The organism is Algoriphagus sp. (assembly GCF_024642405.1).
In the GTDB taxonomy this organism is placed as follows: domain Bacteria; phylum Bacteroidota; class Bacteroidia; order Cytophagales; family Cyclobacteriaceae; genus Algoriphagus.
Genome location: NZ_JAHEBC010000039.1, coordinates 1 through 20,031 on the forward strand (window position 1 = coordinate 1; position 20,031 = coordinate 20,031).

Here is a 20,031-nt window from a genome sequence, read left to right on the forward strand (position 1 = left end):
GTGACACTTTCCATCACCCGAACTTTAAGTCCCGCCAGATCCGCGGGAGTTTCCACAGGCTTATCTTTGGTATAAAAGCTTCTTTTACCTGCATCATAGTAGGTTAATCCTCTAAGCCAATACTCTTCTCCGTCCAGTAATAATTGTTTTCCTATAGGACCTTCCAGAACTTTTCGTTGGTGCTCATCATCACGAAATAAATATGGCATTCCAAAAACCTGCATGGTAGGCGCAAATCCTTCCAAAGCAGCAGCCGATACTTTTGTCATCCCCAAACTTCCAATTTGCAAAAGCTCCAATAATTCCCTTTCTGAACCCAATTGCTGATTAGGGTATACTTTTACTCTTATTTTACCTTCTGATTTTTTCTCGATTTGCTTTGCCATAAATAGCATTGCTTCATGTACCGGGTGACTTACCACTTGCGCATGTCCAAGTTTGATGATTTTAAAATTGAGCGGAGAGGTACATGAAAAAGGAAGACCTCCTAAAAAAATAAGGATTAGCAGAATTGGGATTGTTCTCTTCATGGGTCTATTGTAACTAGTAGGTATTTAACAATAATAAGTCTTTCCTGACTTAGATACCTGATGAATTACGGAATCGTTTTAAAACTTCTGTTACGCGGGTCATTTCTTATTCAAAACCCATATTTAGTGCTCAATATCTTGAAATCATAGCTTTTTGTCCTTGGCTTTCAATGCAAATCTAAATTGGAATTCTATGATTAGGCCTTATCCAGAAAAGGAAAATTAATTAACTTCTTTGTCTTAGAGGATTGGTACATGGCCCTTATTAATTCAACAGATTTTCTTGCTGTTTTACCATCTACTGTTGGAGTTTTATTCCCTTCAATATCTTTTAAAAAAAGCTTCCATTGCATGAGATGTAATTGATATCCAATTGCATTTGGATCAGAGGAACCGGATCCTGTTTCCGCATCCTTTTTAAATTCAGATGGTTTTTTGCCTTTGATATTCCAGGCAGTAATCTTTCCAGCTTCTAAAATTGCACTTCCTTCTGTACCGAAAATTTCAACTCTTTCAGGATATCCAGGATAAAGAGAAGTTGCAGAGGTAACATTTCCTAATGCTCCGTTTTCAAAATTCACAATTCCCAAACCTAAATCTTCTCCTTCTATTGGGTATAAAGTTGTTTGAACTTCCGCAAAAACGCTTTTTACGTCTCCCATCAAATCCAAAAGAAGGTCTATAGTATGAATTCCTTGATTGATAAGTGCACCTCCTCCATCAGCAGCTAGAGTCCCTTTCCATTTACTAGTTGAATAGTAAGCTGCGTCCCTGAACCAGTTTACATAGGCATTCCCCATGATCAATCTGCCAAATAATCCAGCATCCACAGCTTTCTTTAATTTCTGGTAATCATCGGAAAATCTATTTTGGAAAATCACTGCCAATTGAACGTTATTCTCATTGCAAACCTGAATCAATTTATCCGCTCTGGGAAGAGTGATTTCAATTGGCTTTTCTACCATAAGATGCTTTCCAGCTTTAGCAGCAGCGAGACCCGGTTCTAAATGCATTCCGCTAGGAGTACAAATACATGCAATATCAAGATTTGGCAAGTTTAAAAATTCTTCAAAATCGGATAGAACCGGTGCAGCAAACTTTTCTTTCGCTGTTTCTGCACTTTTAATATTCGGATTAAAAAGTGCCACCAATTCTGCATTCTTTAATTCCTCAATGGCTTGAGCATGCTTGATTGCGATTGATCCTGTTCCGATTATTCCTATTCCGTACTTTTTCATTATTCTAATTCCTTTAAAATTTTACCCCATACTTTTTTATCTACTGGAACCCCTTGAATCCTATTTTTCGATCTGGTATTCAATATATTTTCTCCAGGATATAGAACCTTTTGTCCCTCAAAAACCTTAGAGTTTTTTAGATTCTCAATAATATCATCACACTTTTGATCGAACCAGCTTTCCATCCCCAATTTCACGGGATCAAAACAAAGGAACACTTGTGAAACACCGATTTCAGAGCCTGACGTATTTACTTGGTGTGTGCTGTCTCCACCAGAAAGTGTAGCAGCAAGCATATTCAAAACCAAAGACAAACCAGCCCCTTTCCACATGCCGGCTGGTAAAGCCATCTCATTTTTCAAGATTGGCTCGGGATCTTTCGTGAGATTCCCTTCCTCATCAAATCCCGCAGGAAATGGAGCTTTCTTGTTTGATCTTACATAATTTTCAAGCTTCCCATAGGCAAATTGTGACATGGCCATATCCAAAACTACTGGACCATTTTTTCTTGGGATGGCTATAACTAATGGATTGTTCCCAAGAGTAGGCTCACTTCCACCCCAGGCAGGCATATTAGGTTTGGTATTTGTAAAACAAATTCCAATTTTTCCGGAATCCACAGCTTGCCAGCCAAAATTACCTGCACGCATCCAGTGATTGGTATTTTTCAATGCCACACAACCTATTCCGAACTGTTCTGAGATTTTTATGGCTCGTGACATTGCAAATTCAGCATTGAGATTTCCTACTCCAAGAAGACCATCCCAACGCTCAAAAACACCTAAGCTACTTTCCAAAATAGGTTCATTGTTAGGTTTAACATTCCCTTTTCTTATAAACTCGAGAAACTTGAGAAATTTATTTACCCCATGAGACCGAACTCCATCCAAATCCGCTTTTGCAAAAAGCTTTGCACAAACATCTGCTCTGTCTGATGAAAATCCATAAGTCTTCAGTATTGCTGCTAGATTTTGATGAATTTCAGAAAATGGAATAAGGATGTCGCTCATTATTATTTGGCAAAAAGTAATTTTAGGTACAGTTCAAGTTACTAGGGCAATCCGAATTCCCAAATGATGACTTCGAAAATTCTAAATCATAGGAATGGCTCTCTTACAAAGCTGTAAACAAATTCCCCAAGGATCTCTCAGCATCACAAGATGCGATCCATCAGGTAAGGTATCATCCGAAAACTCAGTAGCACCGGCAGCTATTAATCTAGCTTTATCCGCTTTGGGATTTTCTGAAACTAAAGCAAGATGAACTGCAAGTGGATGTAAGCCCCCAAAATCAAGCGTTTCTCCTTTGGGATTATTATAAATCTCCAGCATGACTGTGCCACTGTCATCTGCCAAAAAAGTCATATTAGGCGATTCTTCCATTTTCTTTTTAACAGTAAGTCCCAAATGCTCTTCATACCAACGAGAGACTGCTTTTGCATCTGTTACATTTATGGCAAAGTGTTCAAATTTCATAGGTTATATTTTTTCTAATTGTTTAATCCAGTAACTCCTAAATTAAGAATCATTTATGGATAAGGCTGAGATCCAAGATGAATTCAATCATTGAAAATCATTAATCTTTTAGGACTTTGGTTAAAAAATCCGCCATTAAATTGACTGTTGGCTCAAACCAAGGTTCGTATAACCAAAATGGATGTGGCGTTTCCGGAAATGTATGAACTTCAGAATAGACTCCATTTTTAGTTAACTTCTCGATTAACTCGTCCCTCCCGGCATGAAATCTAGGATATTGCGAATTGATAAATAGCATGGGAACAAAATGCGGTTCATTCAGATATAAAGGTGAAGCCAAATCCCATTTCTCAGGCTTTTGCTCATAAGTTCCTCCCAACCACTCCGATGCTACCTGTCCTTCAGCTGATTCTGGATGATGGAAAGCCAAAATCCCATCCATATCAATGATCGCTTTAACATTTGAAGATGCCTCGATTTTGGTTTCACCCTCTTGTTCTGGGGCTTTAGTCATTCCTACCAACGCTGCTAAATGCCCTCCAGCTGAGCTCCCAGAAATTGCAATTTTTGAGGAGTCAACCCCAAACCTATCGGCATTTATCTTAAGCCAGCGAATTGCTTCTTTTATATCATGAATTGCTGCGGGATATTGCGCCTCGGGAGAAAGTCTATATTCGACTACGGCAGTCACAATACCTCTTTTGGCCAACTCCATAGCCATAGGAACTTGAAGAACCTTATCTCCAGATTTCCATCCACCACCATGGATCATCAATAATCCCGGTAATTTGGAATTGGATTCTACAGGTTGAAAGACATCAATTTTCAAGGCTCGACTTCCAAGATTTTTATAAACTAATCCCAGATTTTCTATTAATCCTACCTCTTCTTTTTTATAGACAGGCTTGATTTGTGGGAAATTTTTGACATCCTTTTTCCAAGCATCGATCAAATTGAAGGAACTGTCTTTCTGATACCCAAACCAACGATTGCCGTGATAATCCGCATCTCTATTGGATCCAGAGAAAATCAGGTCATTGCTATATTTTTTCAGTTCAGCCTCCCCTAGTTGATGAGACCATTCTACTCTGGACTCAACATTAGCTCCAGGACCATAACTTCCAGACTCCCCATAAAAAACCGTCCTTTCGGCATTTTCTCTGCCCCAATTATGCCAACCCTCAGGAAGAATCTCTGAGGGCATTTCCGTATTAATGAAAACAGTTTTAGCAAAATCTCTCCAAGGCCGGCCTAAATAGACTTCGGTAACTCCTTCCTCCGCTTTTATTTTACAATCCTTGAATACATATCCATAAGACACCCATTCCGGAGTTGAAGCAGCTGTGATATAAGAGTTGGACTTAGCGAGAATTTCACAATTTTCAAAAACTGCTGTTGCTGAGCCAAAAATAAAATCGACAGTTCCTTCAATATAGCAGTTTTTATAAAGTTGCCTTGAGTTTTCTCCTGAGGCAAACATAGTGTCTTGATTTCCCAAAAAATGACAATTCTCAAAGACTAACCGATCGCCTTCTGCATGAAGGGCAACTGCCTGACCTACCTGGCCTGCAGTATTTTGGATTGTCAGATTTTTAAAGGTTAAGGAATTTCCAAGAACTTTTAAAGTGTAAGTTTCGAATGTCCCCATGTTGTCTTTTGAGGCAAAATCATCGTAAGTAATTATTGTATTTTCAGGGCTTTCTCCCAAAAAAGTCACATTCGTTACAGGGCCCTGAATAGTTAATTTTTCTTTGTAAACACCTGGTTTTATATAAACCGTCAAAGGCTTTGGAAGATATACTCTTATGGCATCTAGCGCTTCTCCAATTGTTTTGAAATGTCCAGTTCCATCTTTTGAAACGACAATATCATGCTCGATTTTACCTTTCAGCTCCTCAGAATCCAAAGGCTGAGGGTCGGAAACAAAATCTTGCGAAAAAATTGGATGATGAAAGCTAACCGATAATAGCAAGATCAAAAACAGATTTCTAATTGATTTCATCGATGAATATTTTGAGTTAATCTTCTATTCAAACCGGATTTCCAGAAAGTCACAAAATCGAAATCCTGATAAATTAATCTTTTAAAAACTTCACTAATTCAGGCAATTCTTTTTTGAGTTCCTCAATTGCTAAGTCACTCACTTTGAATGCTCCTGTCGGTGAAAGGTGCGTATTATCTTCTATTCCATCTGGGAATACAGAATAGTCTCCAGGTCGAAAATGAAGAAACAATTCCTTAGATTTTTCGACCCCAAACTGATTGATCAGATCGACGGTTTTTGCATGCAAATCAAAAAGAGGTACATCATAATCTGAGGCGACTTCTCTTACCACCTCTGAATATCGCCCATGTGTATCGATTAATTCTCCGCTATCATCAAAACTCCTTCTAGAAATCGGGGTTGCAAGAACTGCTTTCCCTCCTTTTTCACGAACTTCTTTTACAAATCGGATCAAATTATCCCGATAGGTAGAATCAGCAAAAGCATAACGATCAGCAGAGTTGATTTTTTGATCATTATGACCAAATTCTATGATCACATAATCTCCGGGGTTGAGCCTATCCATCACTACTTCCCATCTTCCTTCATCCCTAAAACTCTTGGTACTTCTCCCATTCATCGCATGATTTTCAAATCGAATTCCTTCTTTGAAATAGAGTGGAAAAACCTGTCCCCAGCCTTTTTCCGGATTACTTCCTTTATAGGGTTTGTTAGCCATGGTTGAATCTCCTACCATGAAAAAAGTAATCTCCGATACCAATAAATCTGTTCCGAAAATAGTACCACTGAAAAGTGTAATCATCGAAAAAAATACGAATAAACTTTTCATCTTATTTAATCTTTACTGCATCTTGAGAAACTCCATTCCCTCTACTGATCTTATTCGGATCTTTAAAATCTTCCTTATCCAGTTCAATATCTTTTGAGTTTCCAAGAATTCTCACGGCAGCTTTCCCATTCTCCTCAAAACTAAAATTACTTACTTTCACTTGCTGGCTATTATAAATTGTAAGTGGAAATTCATTTGTTCCAGAAACTTTCACATTAATCAACTCAAGTCCTTCTGCGTCTATCATAGTAATCCCTTGTTTTGCATCCAATACTGCATTTTCTAATTTCACATTTTGAAGCTTCATTTCTGGCAATCCCATGAAAAATGCCGAAATACCAGATCCCGATGCATAAATATTTTTCATAGAGATATTCCTGAAAGATGGTGTTTCTTCTGTCACCGGAATTAGATCTTCATTTCTTGCTTCATCTTCTGCACTTTGATCATCTTCCAATATTGGACTATTCCCACTATAAAATAAATTAAATCGAATTGCCTCAGCAGGGATATCGATCATATGAATATTTGAAATCCAAATATTCTCTACAATCCCCCCTCTCCCACGGGTACTTTTGAATCGTAATCCAACGTCGGTACCAATAAAGGTACATTCTGAAACATGTACATTTCTTACGCCTCCAGACATTTCACTTCCAACTGTAAATCCACCGTGACCATGGTAAACAATATTATTTTTTACAATTACATTCTCAGTTGGAACTCCTCTGTCACGGCCATCTTTATCTTTTCCTGATTTAAAGCAAATAGCATCATCTCCCACATCGAAGGTATTATTGTAAATCAATACATTCTTACAGGACTCAAGATCCAAACCATCACCATTCTGAGAATACCAAGGGTTGCGGATATTTAAGTTTCGAATGATCACATCCTCACTCATCAAAGGATGAATATTCCATGCTGGCGAATTTTGAAAAGTTGGCCCATCTAACAATACTCTTTTGCTCTCTCGAATACTCACCATGACAGGACGAAGGAAATCCTTCATTTTTTCAAGTTCTGCCCGATCTTTTGTATCCGGTACATTAAAACTGCTACTTGCATTGTATCCATCCAAAGAAGCCTGCGATGGAAACCAAATCTGCCCTTTTTCATCCAAAACGCCACCTGTTTTTAAAAGTGATTTCCATTGGGTGTCTGTCATTTTACTTTTCTTGACAAATCTCCAAGCTTCGCCACTTCCATCAATTGTCCCTTTGCCTGTAATTGCTATATTTTCTACTTGAAACGCATTGATTGGGGAAAGGCAACGAACTGTATTTAATCCCTCGAAACTCGTTTCAACCAATGGGTAATCATCTTTGTCTTTGCTAAAAATAATCAAAGCACCATCTTCTAAGTGAAGGTTTACATTGCTTAAAAGAGTAATTGGTCCGGTCATCCATATTCCTCGAGGCACAGTCACTTTGCCACCACCTTTTGAGTTTACTTCTTCGATAGCTGCTTTAAAGGCTTGAGAATTTTTTGTCAATCCATCTCCAATTGCACCAAATTCAATTATATTTTTTTCAAAAGCTGGGAAGCTTGTCTCTTGCACCATTGGCATATCAAATTCAATCCCTTCATAGATAGATTTTATTGATTCTTGTGAAAATGCTCCAGTCCAATAGACAAGGAAAAGAATGGAAAAGAATGATTTCAGAAAGTACTGTTTCATTTTAGGGGTTCCTGTTAGTTTAGTTTGAGACATTAGATATATCCAGTTCCCAAGCTTGAATTCAATATTTTTAAGAAAAAATAATATCCAATTTTCATCAAATATTCAATCCCAAAAGAATCAGAGATAGAAATATTATTCATTTAAAAGCTGGAATATAAATCTTCATTTATAAAAAGAAAGTTGAATTTAAGACAATCGATTGCATAATAATAAATATTTAGCTAAATAAATACTGAATATGGAGAGGATTAAAAATGAGCAATTGACATGAAATTGAAAGAATACTTGGATATATGTACAAAAAGTTTGGATTTCAGGTCCATCTAAAAAACCTATTTTTTTCTATATATTGTGCAAACGATTACACATTATCAATCATGACAAATTCTATAAAAACCAGATATTCTTCCCATCCAGAAGACTTCAAAAAATATCAAACTTCCGAAATCCGCGAGAAATTTTTAATTGAGGATTTATTCATTTCTGATAAAATCAGTGGGGTCTATTCGATGGAAGATCGCCTTATGATTGGCGGAATTCATCCTGTTAATTCCCCTCTTGAACTTAAATCTGTAGATCAGCTAAAAGCTGAAAATTTTTTGGATCGAAGAGAAATAGGAATTATTAATATTGGATCAAACACCATTATAGAAGTGGGAGATGAAACCATAGAACTTGGTCATAGGGAAGCATTATATATTGGAAGAGGAATAAAGAAAGTTGTTTTTCACCCATCCAAGACAGGATCAACTTTTCTTTATTTTAATTCCGCCCCAGCTCACAAAACATACCCTACCAAAAAAATAACCCGCAAAGATGCGGAAGTTGTTACACTAGGATCTTTAGAAAATTCCAATCACCGAACAATTTACAAACTACTGGTCAACTCGGTAGTAAAAACCTGTCAACTCCAAATGGGTATGACTGAATTAAAGCCTGGATCGGTATGGAATACTATGCCGGCACATACCCATGACAGGCGTATGGAAGCTTATTTCTATTTTGACTTGAAAGAAGAAAATGTAGTTTCTCATTACATGGGTCAACCTGAAGAAACTAGGCATATTTGGATAAAAAATCACCAAGCAGTCATCTCACCGGTTTGGTCAATCCACAGTGGTGCCGGCACTTCCAATTATACATTTATTTGGGGGATGGCCGGGGAAAATTTGGATTATGGTGACATGGACACAGTAAAACCTTCAGAATTAAAGTAAGGATGAAGGTGAATTTTGATCTGACTGGAAAAACTGCCTTAGTTACTGGTGCTACCCATGGGCTAGGAATGGCCATGGCAAAAGCTTTAGCGATGCAAGGTGCAACTTTAGTAGTCAATGGACATACTCCCTCCAAAATGGAAAAAGCATTAAAGGAATATGAAGCGTCAGGAGTTTTGGTACACCCTTTTCTTTTTAATGTGTCAGATGAGCAGGAAGTACAGGATTCTATTTCAAAAATTGAAATGGAAATTGCACCCATTGATATTTTGGTAAACAATGCTGGAATGATTCAGAGGACTCCTGCTTTGGAAATGTCACCCAGTGATTTTAGGAAAATAATAGACATTGATCTCACTTCACCATTTATAGTCTCGCAGAGAGTTGCCAACTCGATGATTAAGAGGAGTGTTGGAGGGAAAATAATCAATATTTGTTCTATGATGAGTGAGCTAGGTAGGGATACAGTCAGTGCATATGCTGCAGCAAAGGGAGGCTTGAAAATGTTGACACGAAATTTGGCTACGGAATGGGCTAAATATAATATTCAAGTAAATGGAATTGGGCCTGGATATTTTGCCACAGAGCAAACAGCTCCAATACGAGTGGAAGGAAATCCTTTCAACGATTTTATAATTAATCGCACGCCAGCTGGAAGATGGGGAAACCCAGAAGACTTGGGAGGAGCAGTCGTGTTCTTGGCTAGTGATGCCAGCAACTATGTCAATGGACAAATCATCTATGTAGATGGTGGGATACTGGCTACTATAGGAAAACCACATGGAGAATAATTCATCAATTGGAAAGCCATAGATTATGAAGAAGGAAAAAGCCACTATTCATGATATTGCAGAGAAGTTAAACGTAACTGCCAGTACAGTTTCCAGAGCTTTAAATGATAATCCAAGGATTTCTGAAGCAACCAAGAAGAAAGTATTAAAGGTTGCAAAACAACTAAACTATCAGCCAAACCATATTGCTTCAGCACTTAGAAGTGGGAAAAGCAGATTGATTGGGGTAATTGTACCTACAGCAAATAGAAATTTCTTCTCTTCTGTGATCAGAGGAATTGAGGAAATAGCCACCAACCTCAACTATAGAATTGTCATTTCTCAATCCTATGATGAATTTGAAAAGGAAGTTCAAAATGTAGAAGCGTTATTAAATGCGCAAGTAGATGGGGTTATCGCATCGATTGGTAAAACCACAGAAAATATTGAGCATTTTGAGAAAATAATGAAAAAAGGAATACCATTGGTTCTTTTCGATCGGGTTTCAAATGATTTGGAGGTAAGCCAAGTGGTTATTGATGATTTTTTGGGAGCTTATCAAACGGTTGATCATTTAATAAAAAATGGAGCCAAAAGAATTATTCATTTTTCCAGCTCTCAAAGAATCAACATCTACAAAGAACGAAAAAGAGGGTATGAGGAAGCATTGAAAGATAATGGGATCGAAGTAGACCCTGCCCTTATATTATACAGCAATATGCAATTAGAAGACGGAAGGAAATTGATTGAAGACCTCTTAAAAAAAGATGTAAAATTCGATGCTGTTTTTTCAGCCTCAGATTATGCCATCATGGGTGCTATGCAAGTCTTGAAAGAGCATGGATATAAAATCCCCCAACAGATAAAATTGGCAGGCTTTGGGAATGAACCTTTCACTTCTTTTACAGAACCTACAATTACTACAGTAGATCAAAAAAGCATACCTATGGGAAAAATCACTGCTGAAACATTTTTCGAATTATTAAATGATAAAAAAACTGATCCAATGGCTAAAAAAACCATTTTAAAACCTGAATTAATTATTAGAGGGTCTTCTCAAAAAAATTAAACCATTACCTTATTTGTTTCAGAAAAAAGATAATAATCTCTATTTATACTTTAAAATATTTTTTTTACTCTATTAACCAGAAACTTACTATGAAATCACTATCAAAATCAGAAGTCCAAATAAAAGAAAGACCCGTAAAAATCCTGCAGTTTGGAAATGGGAATTTCCTTCGTGGTTTTACTGATTTTATGATAGAAGAAGCAAATGAGAAAGGTGTTTTCGACGGAAATATTCAAGTAGTTCAAGTGCATTCACAAATCGCTGACCCAAAAATGATTCAGCAAGACTGCCTTTTCCACGTTTTAATAAGAGGTTTAAAAGATGGAAAAAGAATTGATGAAGCAAAACTGATCACTTCCATTTCTGGAATTAGCAACCCCAATGAAGATTATCAATCCTATCTAAAACTTGGTGAGAATCCTGATTTAAGATTTATTATTTCAAACACCACCGAATCGGGTATTCAGTTTGATCCTACCGATATAGATCCCAATAGGCTTCCAGATTCCTTCCCGGCTAAAGTTGCGGCATTGCTTTTCCATAGATTTCAGCATTTCAATGGAGATCCTTCCAAAGGACTGATTTTTATTCCATGTGAGTTGATAGAAAATAATGGAGGAAGCTTAAAAGACTGTATTGATCGCTATGCAACACTCTGGAAACTGCCTTATTCATTTACCGAATGGCTTTATTCTTCCTGTATCTTCTGTAATACATTAGTTGATAGAATTGTCCCAGGATACCCAAAAGACTCGATTGATGAGATCCAAAAAAAGATTGGTTTCGAAGATAAACTTGCTGTCATGGCTGAGCCATTTCATCTTTGGGTAATAGAAGGCCCTGATCTTGTCAAAGAGGAGTTTCCGTTAAATTTAGCTGGCTTAGATGTAAAATTTGTTAAAGACCTAACTCCTTTCCGAACAAGAAAAGTAAGAATCTTAAATGGCGGACATACTTCTATGGTACCTTATGCCTATTTAATGGGAATTAGAACCGTTAGAGAAGCGGTGGAAGATGAGCTAATTGGAAATTTTATGAGAGAAGTAATCTTCGATGAAATTATCCCATCGCTTGATATGCCTGAGGAGGAATTAATTCAATTTGCGAAGGATGTTTTAGAGAGATTTGCCAATCCATTTATCCATCATGAGTTGATTTCCATTGCTTTAAATTCCATTTCTAAATTTAAAGTCAGAGTATTACCCTCCTTGCTAGAATACAAACATAAAAAGGGGACTTGGCCTCCACTTTTAGTGAAGTCATTGGCTGCGCTTTTAGTGTTTTATAAAGGAGAGTTCAAGGGAAAAAATATTCCTTTAAAAGATGATCCAAAAATCCTGGAAAACTTTAAAGACGCATGGCAATTATCTTCCGTAGAGGAGACCGTAGATCAATTACTTTCAACCTCTGAATATTGGGGTAAAGACTTGAGTAAACTTGACGGGCTTTCTGAATTAGTTGCCAAAGAAGCTAAAATCATCCTTGCTCTTTGATCCAGACTCTTGGATCCTGTCTCAATAGGCGCACAATAGTGGCATATAGCATGGGGTTATAATCGAAAAACTCATGTGGCCTTTCGAAAAAATTCTCGAGAGCTACTGCAAAAAACTCATGTTCATTTATTCCTCCGGCTTTTCTAAAAAAAGTGGTAGAATTTGAAATTAGTTTTTTTAGTTCTTGTTTGGCGAGTACACTATATTCTTTGAAAGCCACCGGGTCTAAAAAATTATTTTCTGCATTACTTTTAATCAGATTTTCTAATTGAAGAGCATGGGCTATCTCATGGACACCCAGATTCACTCCATCATGATCATCAGAAAATCCATCCAAAAAGCAATTCCAAGAAACAACAATGATTCCGAGTTTTGGATTAACTTCCCCCCTATGGTAAGTCTTTGAAATTGTACTATAATATGCGTTGGGATAGACTAGAATTCTTTTGAAATGGGGAAGCCTAATTTTTTTCCAACCAAAAGTCACCATGACGATAGTAGCTCCTATGAGAATTTCCATTTCTTGGCTCACGATATGAATCCCACCTCTTCCGATAAATTCTTTAGTAGTGAGAATCATTTCAAGCTTTTCACAAAATTCTCTTTTATGTCTGTTAGAAAGTCTACTGAAAAAAGAAAACTTCCTTTCCAAAATTTCTAAATCTGATTTATCAAGTTTTCGTTTGAAAACCTTAAACCTAAGCTCTTCTAATATCCATAGTGCACTTCTAAAACTATATATCATTTCCGAATCAAAAAAATGGCAGAAACCTAAAGGTAACTGCCAAATTAATTATTCACAATAGAAATTATCTCGCATAATTCACTGCTCTCATTTCACGGATCACAGTGATTTTAATCTGCCCTGGGTATTGCATTTCCTTTTCGATTTTCTGAGAAATATCAAATGAAAGTTTGCCTGCTGTAGAATCATCAACATTGTCTGCATCCACTAAAACTCGTAACTCTCTTCCAGCCTGCATTGCAAAACATTTATTCACTCCTTCGAAACTCAAAGCTAACTCTTCAAGCTCCTTCAATCGCTTGATATAGCTATCCATCACTTCTCTTCTTGCTCCAGGTCTTGCACCTGAAATCGCATCTGAAGCCTGAACTATTGGAGAGATCATAGAAGTCATCTCAATCTCATCATGGTGAGCTCCGATAGCGTTGCAAATTTCCGGATGTTCTTTATAACGCTTGGCAAGCTCCATCCCCAATACAGCGTGTGGAAGTTCTTGCTCTTCCGGCCAAACTTTCCCTATATCATGAAGTAAGCCTGCTCGTTTCGCCATCTTCGCATTTAAACCCATTTCGGCGGCCATCGTTGCTGATAGCTTTGCTACCTCTCTGGAATGCTGAAGAAGGTTCTGTCCATATGAGGATCTAAATCTCATTCTACCGACCATTCGGATCAATTCCGGATGAAGGCCATGAATCCCTAAGTCAATACAAGTTCTTTCTCCTATTTCGACAATTTCTTCTTCTATATTTTTCTCGGTTTTGGCAACTACCTCTTCGATTCTAGCAGGGTGAATTCTACCATCCTGTACCAATCTATGAAGAGATAATTTTGCGATTTCTCTTCGAACTGGATCAAAACCAGAAATGATGATCGCTTCGGGCGTATCATCTACTACAATTTCAACTCCTGTCGCTGCTTCCAAAGCTCGAATATTTCTTCCTTCTCTACCGATGATTTTACCTTTGATATCATCACTTTCTATATTAAATACAGAAACACAATTTTCAACGGCATGCTCAGTTGCAGTTCTCTGAATAGTATCCAATACGATCTTTTTTGCTTGTTTGGTAGCTGTAAGTTTAGCTTCATCCAAGATGTCTTTGATCTGAGATGAAGCTCTGGATTGAGCTTCTTCAGTAAGCATAGTGACCAATTGTTCTCTTGCTTCTTCCCGAGTTAATGCAGCCACTTTTTCCAAATCTGCAATTCTCTGATTTGTCACTTTCTCAAGCTCTTCTTTCTTGACTTGAACAGCATGAAGTTGAGCGCTTAAAACTTCCTTTTTACTATCTAGCTCTGCCTCTTTTCTTTTGACTTGTTCAAGCTCTTTAGAAACCTGCTGTTCTCTTTGTTTAACTTTGTTTTCATTGGTGATGATAATATTTTTCTTATTACTCATCTCCTCATCGAAATCAGACTTTAGCTTCAAATACTTTTCTTTCGCTTCTAAGATTCTGTCTTTTTTAATGGATTCGGCATTGATTTCTGCCTCACGGAGCATGGATTTAATCCGTTCTTTTGTCTCTTCTTCGAGTTTTTGGTTTTTATTCTTAATTAACAAACCCGCTATTGCGGCTCCAACGCCAATCCCTACCAGGGCGGCCAGGATTATGTATACTATCTCTCCCATAGGTTATTTTATATATAAATTTCACCTGAGGAAAATCTAAAAGTTCCTGAAATAAGTGGATAAGAAATAATTACAATGCTTTAGAAAGTAATGAGTTCAATTGGGCTAAACTTTTGTTAATATGTTCACTATCTTCTGCATTTACTTCGTTGGTTTCCAATGACTCTACCATACAGTCAAAAGCAACCATTGCTAGCAAATCCTGATTATCGTCCAATCCAAACTCCTCTTTATACCTTCTCAATTTTTCATTAATCAACTTGCCTGCATGCCTAATCTTGGCTTCATCCTCGATTTTGACGCGCATAGGATACTCTCTATCCCCTATTTTTACTTTAATGGCAAGTGTCTCCATATCACTCGGATAAGTAGGTGATTAAATGGTCGATTTCTTGTATATAATTATTGATTAATTCACTCATTTCGGTGGAATCTCCAGAATTCTCCGGTCGGCTGTCCACAATGTTACTAATTTTAATCTTATTTTTAAAATGTTCGATTTCCTGCTCTTTTTTACCTAATTCGGCTTCCATTTCAGTCACTTTTGACTTCAATTCATCATTTTCTTCACTCAAATGAAGTAATTTCTTACTGGCTTGATGGACCAGTTTTTCCAATTTTTGCAGTTCGTCGTGGATCATTTTCTAAGTACGGATCAATGCACCTACTTCTTTTTCAAAGGCTTGAATCAATTTACTCATTGTTTTGTCAATTACCTTATCGGTCAGGGTATTTTCCTGATCTTGTAAGTGAAAACTTAATGCATAAGCCTTTTTACCTGCATCGATTTTGTCACCTTGGTACACATCAAAAACGCCAATTCTTCTTAATAATTTTCCTCCAAACTTAATTCCTACAGATTTTACCTGATCAAAAGTCACAGATTTATCAATTACCAATGATAAATCCCGTCTTACTTCCGGGAATTTGGAGATTTCCTGGTAGCGAGTAAGACCACTTGCTTTCTTACACAATAAATTCCAATCCAATTCAGCAAAGAATACTTCCTGCCTTACTTCAGCAAGCTTCAAAATTTTATCGTCCAATAAACCTATCGTTCCGATTTCTCTTTGACCGAGCATTAGTTTTAAGCCATATGTAAATGGAGCTGACTCCACCATGCTAATATCCCCTACATTAATGTTTAATTTCTCAAGGAGCTTTTCTACTGTGGAATATAAATCTGCAAAAGTGAATGGCCTTGCTGGTTCCAACCAACTTTCGGATGATCTGCTACCTGAAAGGAAAATAGCCAATCTTCTTCCTTCTTGATAACCCTCCTCCGTTTTATGATAGACTGTGCCAAATTCAAAAGTTTTTAAATCAGTCTGTCTTCTGTTAATGTTTCTTGCCAAAACTTCCAATCCTGTAAACAGCAAAGTTTGACGCATCACCCCTAAGTCCTCACTAAGCTTGTTATAAATTTCCACGCTTTTTGAGGAATCCAAATAACCTGACTTTTCTGCATAGGTAGGTTTCGTCAAACTGTTGGTGATCATCTCAAAATATCCCTGAGCAGAAAGGATTTCCGTCATTCGATATTGAAGCTTGTTTAAGTCTTTAACCGGATGTTCTGCCAGATAATCAGTTTTAAGATTTTCAGAAAGCAATACCTGGTGGAAACCATGAATCCTCAATATTTCTTCAATAATATCCGCTTCACGAGTTACATCGACGCGATAGGGTTTTGCAATAGCGGTAAAACCAACTTCCGTTTCATTTTCTACACTGATCTCCAGACTTTCCAGAATTGATTTCACCTCAGCCGGCTCGATTTTCTTCCCTATCAGTCTGTTTACATGGCCATATTCAACATCAATCACAAAGTCTTGAACCGGATCCGGATATACATCAATGATCCCAGACGCTACTTTCCCCCCAGCAATTTCCTGAAGCAATTTAACTGCTTGCTTTAACGCGTAAACAGGCATATTGGGATCTGTTCCTCTTTCGAATCTGAAAGAAGCATCAGTCTTCAATCCATGAAATTGGCTTCCTTTACGGATAATATCAGGGGAGAAATAGGCAGACTCAAGGAAAATTGAAGTGGTTTCATCAGAAACTCCTGAACCTTCCCCACCAAAAATTCCAGCAATGCAAAGTCCCCCTTTTGGATCCTTGATCATCAATTCCTCACCTGAAAGCTTTCTTTCTTTCTCATCCAGTGTGATGAATTTTGTGTCTTTAGGAAGTTTTCCAACGATGATTTTTCCTTCGAAAATCTTATCGGCATCAAAAGCATGCAATGGCTGACCCAAATCATGTAAAATGAAATTGGTGATATCCACTACATTATTGATTGGTTCCAGATCTAGAGATCTTAAGAAATTTTGAAGCCATTGTGGTGATGGAGCTATTTTCAAATCTGTAACTACCACCCCAGCATATCTTGGGCAATCTGCTGAGTTTTCTACCTCCACTGTAACCTTCGGCCCAGAAGCTTCAACTGTGAGTTCAATTTCGGCAGGCATTTGAATTTCTCTGCCTAGCAAAGCCTTTAAATCTCTTGCAACTCCCAAATGAGAAGCTGCGTCTGCTCTGTTTGGAGTCAATCCAATTTCAAGAACTTGATCTTGAGAGATTTCTATGTATTCAGAAGCTGGAGTTCCGTTTGGGAGTTGGGTATCCAAAACCATAATCCCTGCATGACTTGTACCAAGCCCCAATTCATCTTCTGCACAAATCATCCCCTCAGAAACTTGCCCTCTGATTTTAGCTTTTTTTAGTGTAAATGGATCTCCTGAAGTTGGATAAATAGTTGCTCCAACTTTGGCTACCAAAACTTTTTGACCTTTTGCCACATTCGGAGCTCCACAAACAATCTGAGAGGGACTTTCCTCGCCAATATCAACCGTAGTCAAGCTTAATTTATCCGCATCGGGATGCTTTTCACAAGTCAATACTTCTCCTATTACTACTCCTTCCAGTGCCCCTTTAATAGACTCAAATGCCTCTATTCCCTCTACTTCCAAACCGGATCTAGTTAATAAAGCGGCAATTTCATCGGGACTTTCATTTAAGTTTAGATGAGCTTTGAGTCTGTTTATTGATATTTTCATGAATATTTTCCTGTTGCGATCGAATTCAAGATTCGATTGGATAAACAAAAAGGGTTCGAAAACCCCAAATTGATTAGAATAAGCTACAAATTTAAGAGAATTGCGGTAGGCTAAAAGGCTATTTATCGTAATTTTTCTCTCCTACTGGAATTGCGATTTCCATGATGTTCTCTTTCGGAGGAATAGGACAGGCATAATCCGGATTATAAGCACAATAAGGATTGTAAGCTAAGTTAAAATCCAAAGTAATACTGGTTTTGCCATCTTGCCTTGCATTGATATATCTTCCCCCTCCATAAGTTTCAAGTCCACTGGTTTCATCGGCAAAAGCCAAGAAGAAATTTCTTTTATCGGGTTCATCCATAGACTGCATCAATAAAAGTCTTTGTGGTTTTCCAGACAGCTCAAATTCCGCCCAAGAATGTTCAATATATCGTTCTTTAGAGCCATCTGTCAATGGAACTTCCCTCACCTTTCTGTTTTCTACTGGCACCATCAAAGCTTTGACTTTGTAAGCTGCGTCAATGGGGTAAAAATTTAAGGTCTTGAAATTTTGCTTTTGCTCTTCGGATAAAGGCGAATCAATATTGAAGCGAATGTATTTAAACTGCCTTTCCCTCTCAGCTTCGATTTTTTCAATATAGGCTTCCGGGCTTTCAGTCCCAGTCAAGGTGTAAGCAACGGCGGCGATTACCACTGCCACCACAAATAGCATTAGAATATTTTTTGGTTTCATTTGTTTAAATCTGTCTTTGAAACGTCACATGCCTTCTTTCTCTGCGACAAGGAACCTCACAATGATTATAACCATTCCTTTTTGTGAAGGTTGGTTCATGCTGGATTATTCGATTAGATCATTCCTTCATCGGCGAAGCTAAAGTAGCCAACATCTGTAAAAATAACATGATCAAGTACCGGTAAATCCAATTCTCTTCCCACTTTAACCATTCTTTCTGTCAATCGTTTGTCTTGTTCCGAGGGCTTCAGGTTTCCGCTAGGGTGATTATGAACCAAAATCATTGATTGGGCAAGATGCTCTAAGGCCGCTTTAAAAACTAATTTTGTGTCCACCACTGTACCGGCTGTACCTCCTTGTGAAATCAAATGCTTTTTTATTACTTGATTGGATCTACTTAGTAGGATTAAGTAAAAATATTCAATCTGCTCATCTTGGAGTTCTGGCTTCATCAACTCATAAATATGCTGGGAGCAAGTTATCTTAGGCTTTAAAATAGGCTCTGAGTCCTTCCTTCTTCTTCCTAATTCTAGGGCCGCAATAATGGATATAGCCTTGGCTTCTCCGATTCCCTTAAATTTCTTGAGATCTTGAATAGTTAATCTTGCCAAAGAATAAAGATCATAATTGACTGCTGAAAGAATATGTCTTGATAAATCTACGGCACTCATGGAGGGAGTTCCGGAACCTATCAGTATCGCAATCAATTCCGCATCGGATAAGGCTGACTTCCCTTTTAGTAAAAGCTTTTCTCTTGGCCTATCCTCTTCTGCCAATTGAGAAATTTTAATTGAAGTATTATTTTCCATGTCAACGGATAAAAAAGTTCAACTAAAAATACTAACTTAAAGCCAATAAAAAAACCCTGACAAGCAGGGTTTCAAATAAAGATTAAATCTTTAAGGATTAACCAAGTGCGCTAACGAATTTGGCCAATCTTGATTTCTTGTTATTAGCGTTGTTTTTGTGAATCACATTTTTCTTCGCCAATTTATCCAACATAGAAACTACTTTTTTGTAAAGCTCAGTAGCTTCAACTTTGTCAGTAGTAGCTTTCAATCTTTTGATGAAAGTTCTGGTTGTTTTGGCTTGGTATCTGTTTCTCAAACGCTTTGCTTCGTTTGCACGAATTCTTTTAAGTGCTGATTTGTGATTTGCCATATCTTGTTATTAAATAAATTCTTTACGTCCCCTATTCCGAATTGGAGTGCAAATTTATTGGAAATAATTCACACTGCCAATTTATTTCTAAGATTACTCTGAAAAAGACTTTATTACCAAAACAGTAAAATTGCACTTTTTCAACTATTCAGGCACAAAGATAGGTTTTTTCCTAAGATTTCACAGTGAAAAATATTAACATTTTTAGTTATGGCTTTGCGATTTATTCTTGTTATTTCTCAAATATTTTATTTTTCTACCCCAAATAAATGGGGCTTTTATGCTCATTCTTTGATCAATAGGATTGCTGTTTATTCTTTACCGCCAGAACTCATCGGGTTTTATAAACCTCATATTCAATTTATTACAGAGAAAGCAACCAACCCAGAC

Annotated in this window: 19 protein-coding genes and 1 pseudogene; 5 read left to right on the forward strand and 15 right to left on the reverse strand. The window is 37.3% G+C overall.

Annotated features, from left to right (window positions below; all coding sequences use genetic code 11):
- The 7 genes from dctP to Q0L68_RS05145 all read right to left on the reverse strand — a co-directional run.
- Window positions 1-530, reverse strand: a 530-nt coding sequence (gene dctP / locus Q0L68_RS05115) for a TRAP transporter substrate-binding protein DctP (protein WP_296700303.1), incomplete at its 3' end; no start/stop codon positions are given.
- 197 nt (window positions 531-727) lie between these two features.
- A complete protein-coding gene (locus Q0L68_RS05120) occupies window positions 728-1,768 on the reverse strand; it encodes a Gfo/Idh/MocA family oxidoreductase (protein ID WP_296700306.1) in 1,041 nt (346 codons plus the stop codon).
- Window positions 1,768-2,778 carry a 3-dehydro-L-gulonate 2-dehydrogenase gene (yiaK, locus tag Q0L68_RS05125; protein ID WP_296700309.1) on the reverse strand — a complete coding sequence of 337 codons (1,011 nt, stop codon included), beginning with the start codon at window positions 2,776-2,778 and terminating at the stop codon, window positions 1,768-1,770. Before yiaK ends, Q0L68_RS05120 begins: the two co-directional genes overlap by 1 nt.
- Window positions 2,779-2,859: 81 nt before the next feature.
- Window positions 2,860-3,243 carry a VOC family protein gene (locus tag Q0L68_RS05130; protein WP_296700311.1) on the reverse strand — a complete coding sequence of 128 codons (384 nt, stop codon included), beginning with the start codon at window positions 3,241-3,243 and terminating at the stop codon, window positions 2,860-2,862.
- A 100-nt stretch (window positions 3,244-3,343) separates the two neighbouring features.
- Entirely contained in the window at window positions 3,344-5,245 is a 1,902-nt protein-coding gene (locus tag Q0L68_RS05135) for a pectinesterase family protein (protein WP_296700315.1), read from the reverse strand.
- Window positions 5,246-5,318: 73 nt separating this feature from the next.
- On the reverse strand, window positions 5,319-6,077 hold the full coding sequence (locus Q0L68_RS05140) for a rhamnogalacturonan acetylesterase (protein WP_296700318.1): 759 nt from the start codon (window positions 6,075-6,077) through the stop codon (window positions 5,319-5,321).
- A 1-nt stretch (window position 6,078) separates the two neighbouring features.
- Window positions 6,079-7,758: a glycoside hydrolase family 28 protein gene (locus tag Q0L68_RS05145; RefSeq protein ID WP_296700321.1), complete on the reverse strand. Its 1,680-nt coding sequence runs from the start codon at window positions 7,756-7,758 to the stop codon at window positions 6,079-6,081.
- A gap of 380 nt (window positions 7,759-8,138) precedes the next feature.
- Between Q0L68_RS05145 and kduI the strand changes: the two genes are divergently transcribed.
- The 4 genes from kduI (at window position 8,139) to Q0L68_RS05165 (ending at window position 12,310) form a co-directional block, all read left to right on the forward strand.
- Window positions 8,139-8,978: a 5-dehydro-4-deoxy-D-glucuronate isomerase gene (kduI, locus tag Q0L68_RS05150; RefSeq protein WP_296700325.1), complete on the forward strand. Its 840-nt coding sequence runs from the start codon at window positions 8,139-8,141 to the stop codon at window positions 8,976-8,978.
- A 2-nt stretch (window positions 8,979-8,980) separates the two neighbouring features.
- Entirely contained in the window at window positions 8,981-9,769 is a 789-nt protein-coding gene (locus tag Q0L68_RS05155) for a gluconate 5-dehydrogenase (protein ID WP_296700328.1), read from the forward strand.
- Between the two features lie 25 nt (window positions 9,770-9,794).
- Window positions 9,795-10,817, forward strand: coding sequence for a LacI family DNA-binding transcriptional regulator (locus tag Q0L68_RS05160; RefSeq protein WP_296700330.1), 1,023 nt, complete (start codon window positions 9,795-9,797; stop codon window positions 10,815-10,817).
- Between the two features lie 89 nt (window positions 10,818-10,906).
- The gene (locus tag Q0L68_RS05165; protein ID WP_296700333.1) at window positions 10,907-12,310 is read left to right on the forward strand and encodes a tagaturonate reductase; all 1,404 of its coding nucleotides are present in this window, start codon (window positions 10,907-10,909) and stop codon (window positions 12,308-12,310) included.
- Here the strand turns inward: Q0L68_RS05165 and Q0L68_RS05170 are convergent.
- The 8 genes from Q0L68_RS05170 to rpsT form a co-directional block, all read right to left on the reverse strand.
- The gene (locus Q0L68_RS05170; protein ID WP_296700335.1) at window positions 12,294-13,055 is read right to left on the reverse strand and encodes a zinc-dependent peptidase; all 762 of its coding nucleotides are present in this window, start codon (window positions 13,053-13,055) and stop codon (window positions 12,294-12,296) included. The two genes, Q0L68_RS05165 and Q0L68_RS05170, sit on opposite strands and share 17 nt — an antisense overlap.
- Before the next feature lie 64 nt (window positions 13,056-13,119).
- Entirely contained in the window at window positions 13,120-14,685 is a 1,566-nt protein-coding gene (gene rny, locus Q0L68_RS05175; protein WP_296700338.1) for a ribonuclease Y, read from the reverse strand.
- A gap of 70 nt (window positions 14,686-14,755) precedes the next feature.
- Window positions 14,756-15,040 (reverse strand): cell division protein ZapA, encoded by a 285-nt coding sequence (locus Q0L68_RS05180; protein WP_296700340.1) that lies wholly within the window; start codon window positions 15,038-15,040, stop codon window positions 14,756-14,758.
- A gap of 1 nt (window position 15,041) precedes the next feature.
- Window positions 15,042-15,326 carry a hypothetical protein gene (locus tag Q0L68_RS05185; RefSeq protein WP_296700343.1) on the reverse strand — a complete coding sequence of 95 codons (285 nt, stop codon included), beginning with the start codon at window positions 15,324-15,326 and terminating at the stop codon, window positions 15,042-15,044.
- A 3-nt stretch (window positions 15,327-15,329) separates the two neighbouring features.
- On the reverse strand, window positions 15,330-17,744 hold the full coding sequence (gene pheT / locus Q0L68_RS05190) for a phenylalanine--tRNA ligase subunit beta (RefSeq protein ID WP_296700346.1): 2,415 nt from the start codon (window positions 17,742-17,744) through the stop codon (window positions 15,330-15,332).
- Window positions 17,745-17,862: 118 nt separating this feature from the next.
- Window positions 17,863-18,480: a DUF1684 domain-containing protein gene (locus Q0L68_RS05195; RefSeq protein ID WP_296700351.1), complete on the reverse strand. Its 618-nt coding sequence runs from the start codon at window positions 18,478-18,480 to the stop codon at window positions 17,863-17,865.
- A 113-nt stretch (window positions 18,481-18,593) separates the two neighbouring features.
- Window positions 18,594-19,289 (reverse strand): DNA repair protein RadC, encoded by a 696-nt coding sequence (gene radC, locus Q0L68_RS05200; RefSeq protein WP_296700354.1) that lies wholly within the window; start codon window positions 19,287-19,289, stop codon window positions 18,594-18,596.
- A 97-nt stretch (window positions 19,290-19,386) separates the two neighbouring features.
- Window positions 19,387-19,641, reverse strand: coding sequence for a 30S ribosomal protein S20 (gene rpsT, locus Q0L68_RS05205; protein ID WP_296700357.1), 255 nt, complete (start codon window positions 19,639-19,641; stop codon window positions 19,387-19,389).
- A gap of 210 nt (window positions 19,642-19,851) precedes the next feature.
- Here rpsT and Q0L68_RS05210 point away from each other — a divergent pair.
- Window positions 19,852-20,031 (forward strand): annotated as a pseudogene (locus Q0L68_RS05210) (S1/P1 Nuclease); the annotation flags it as partial.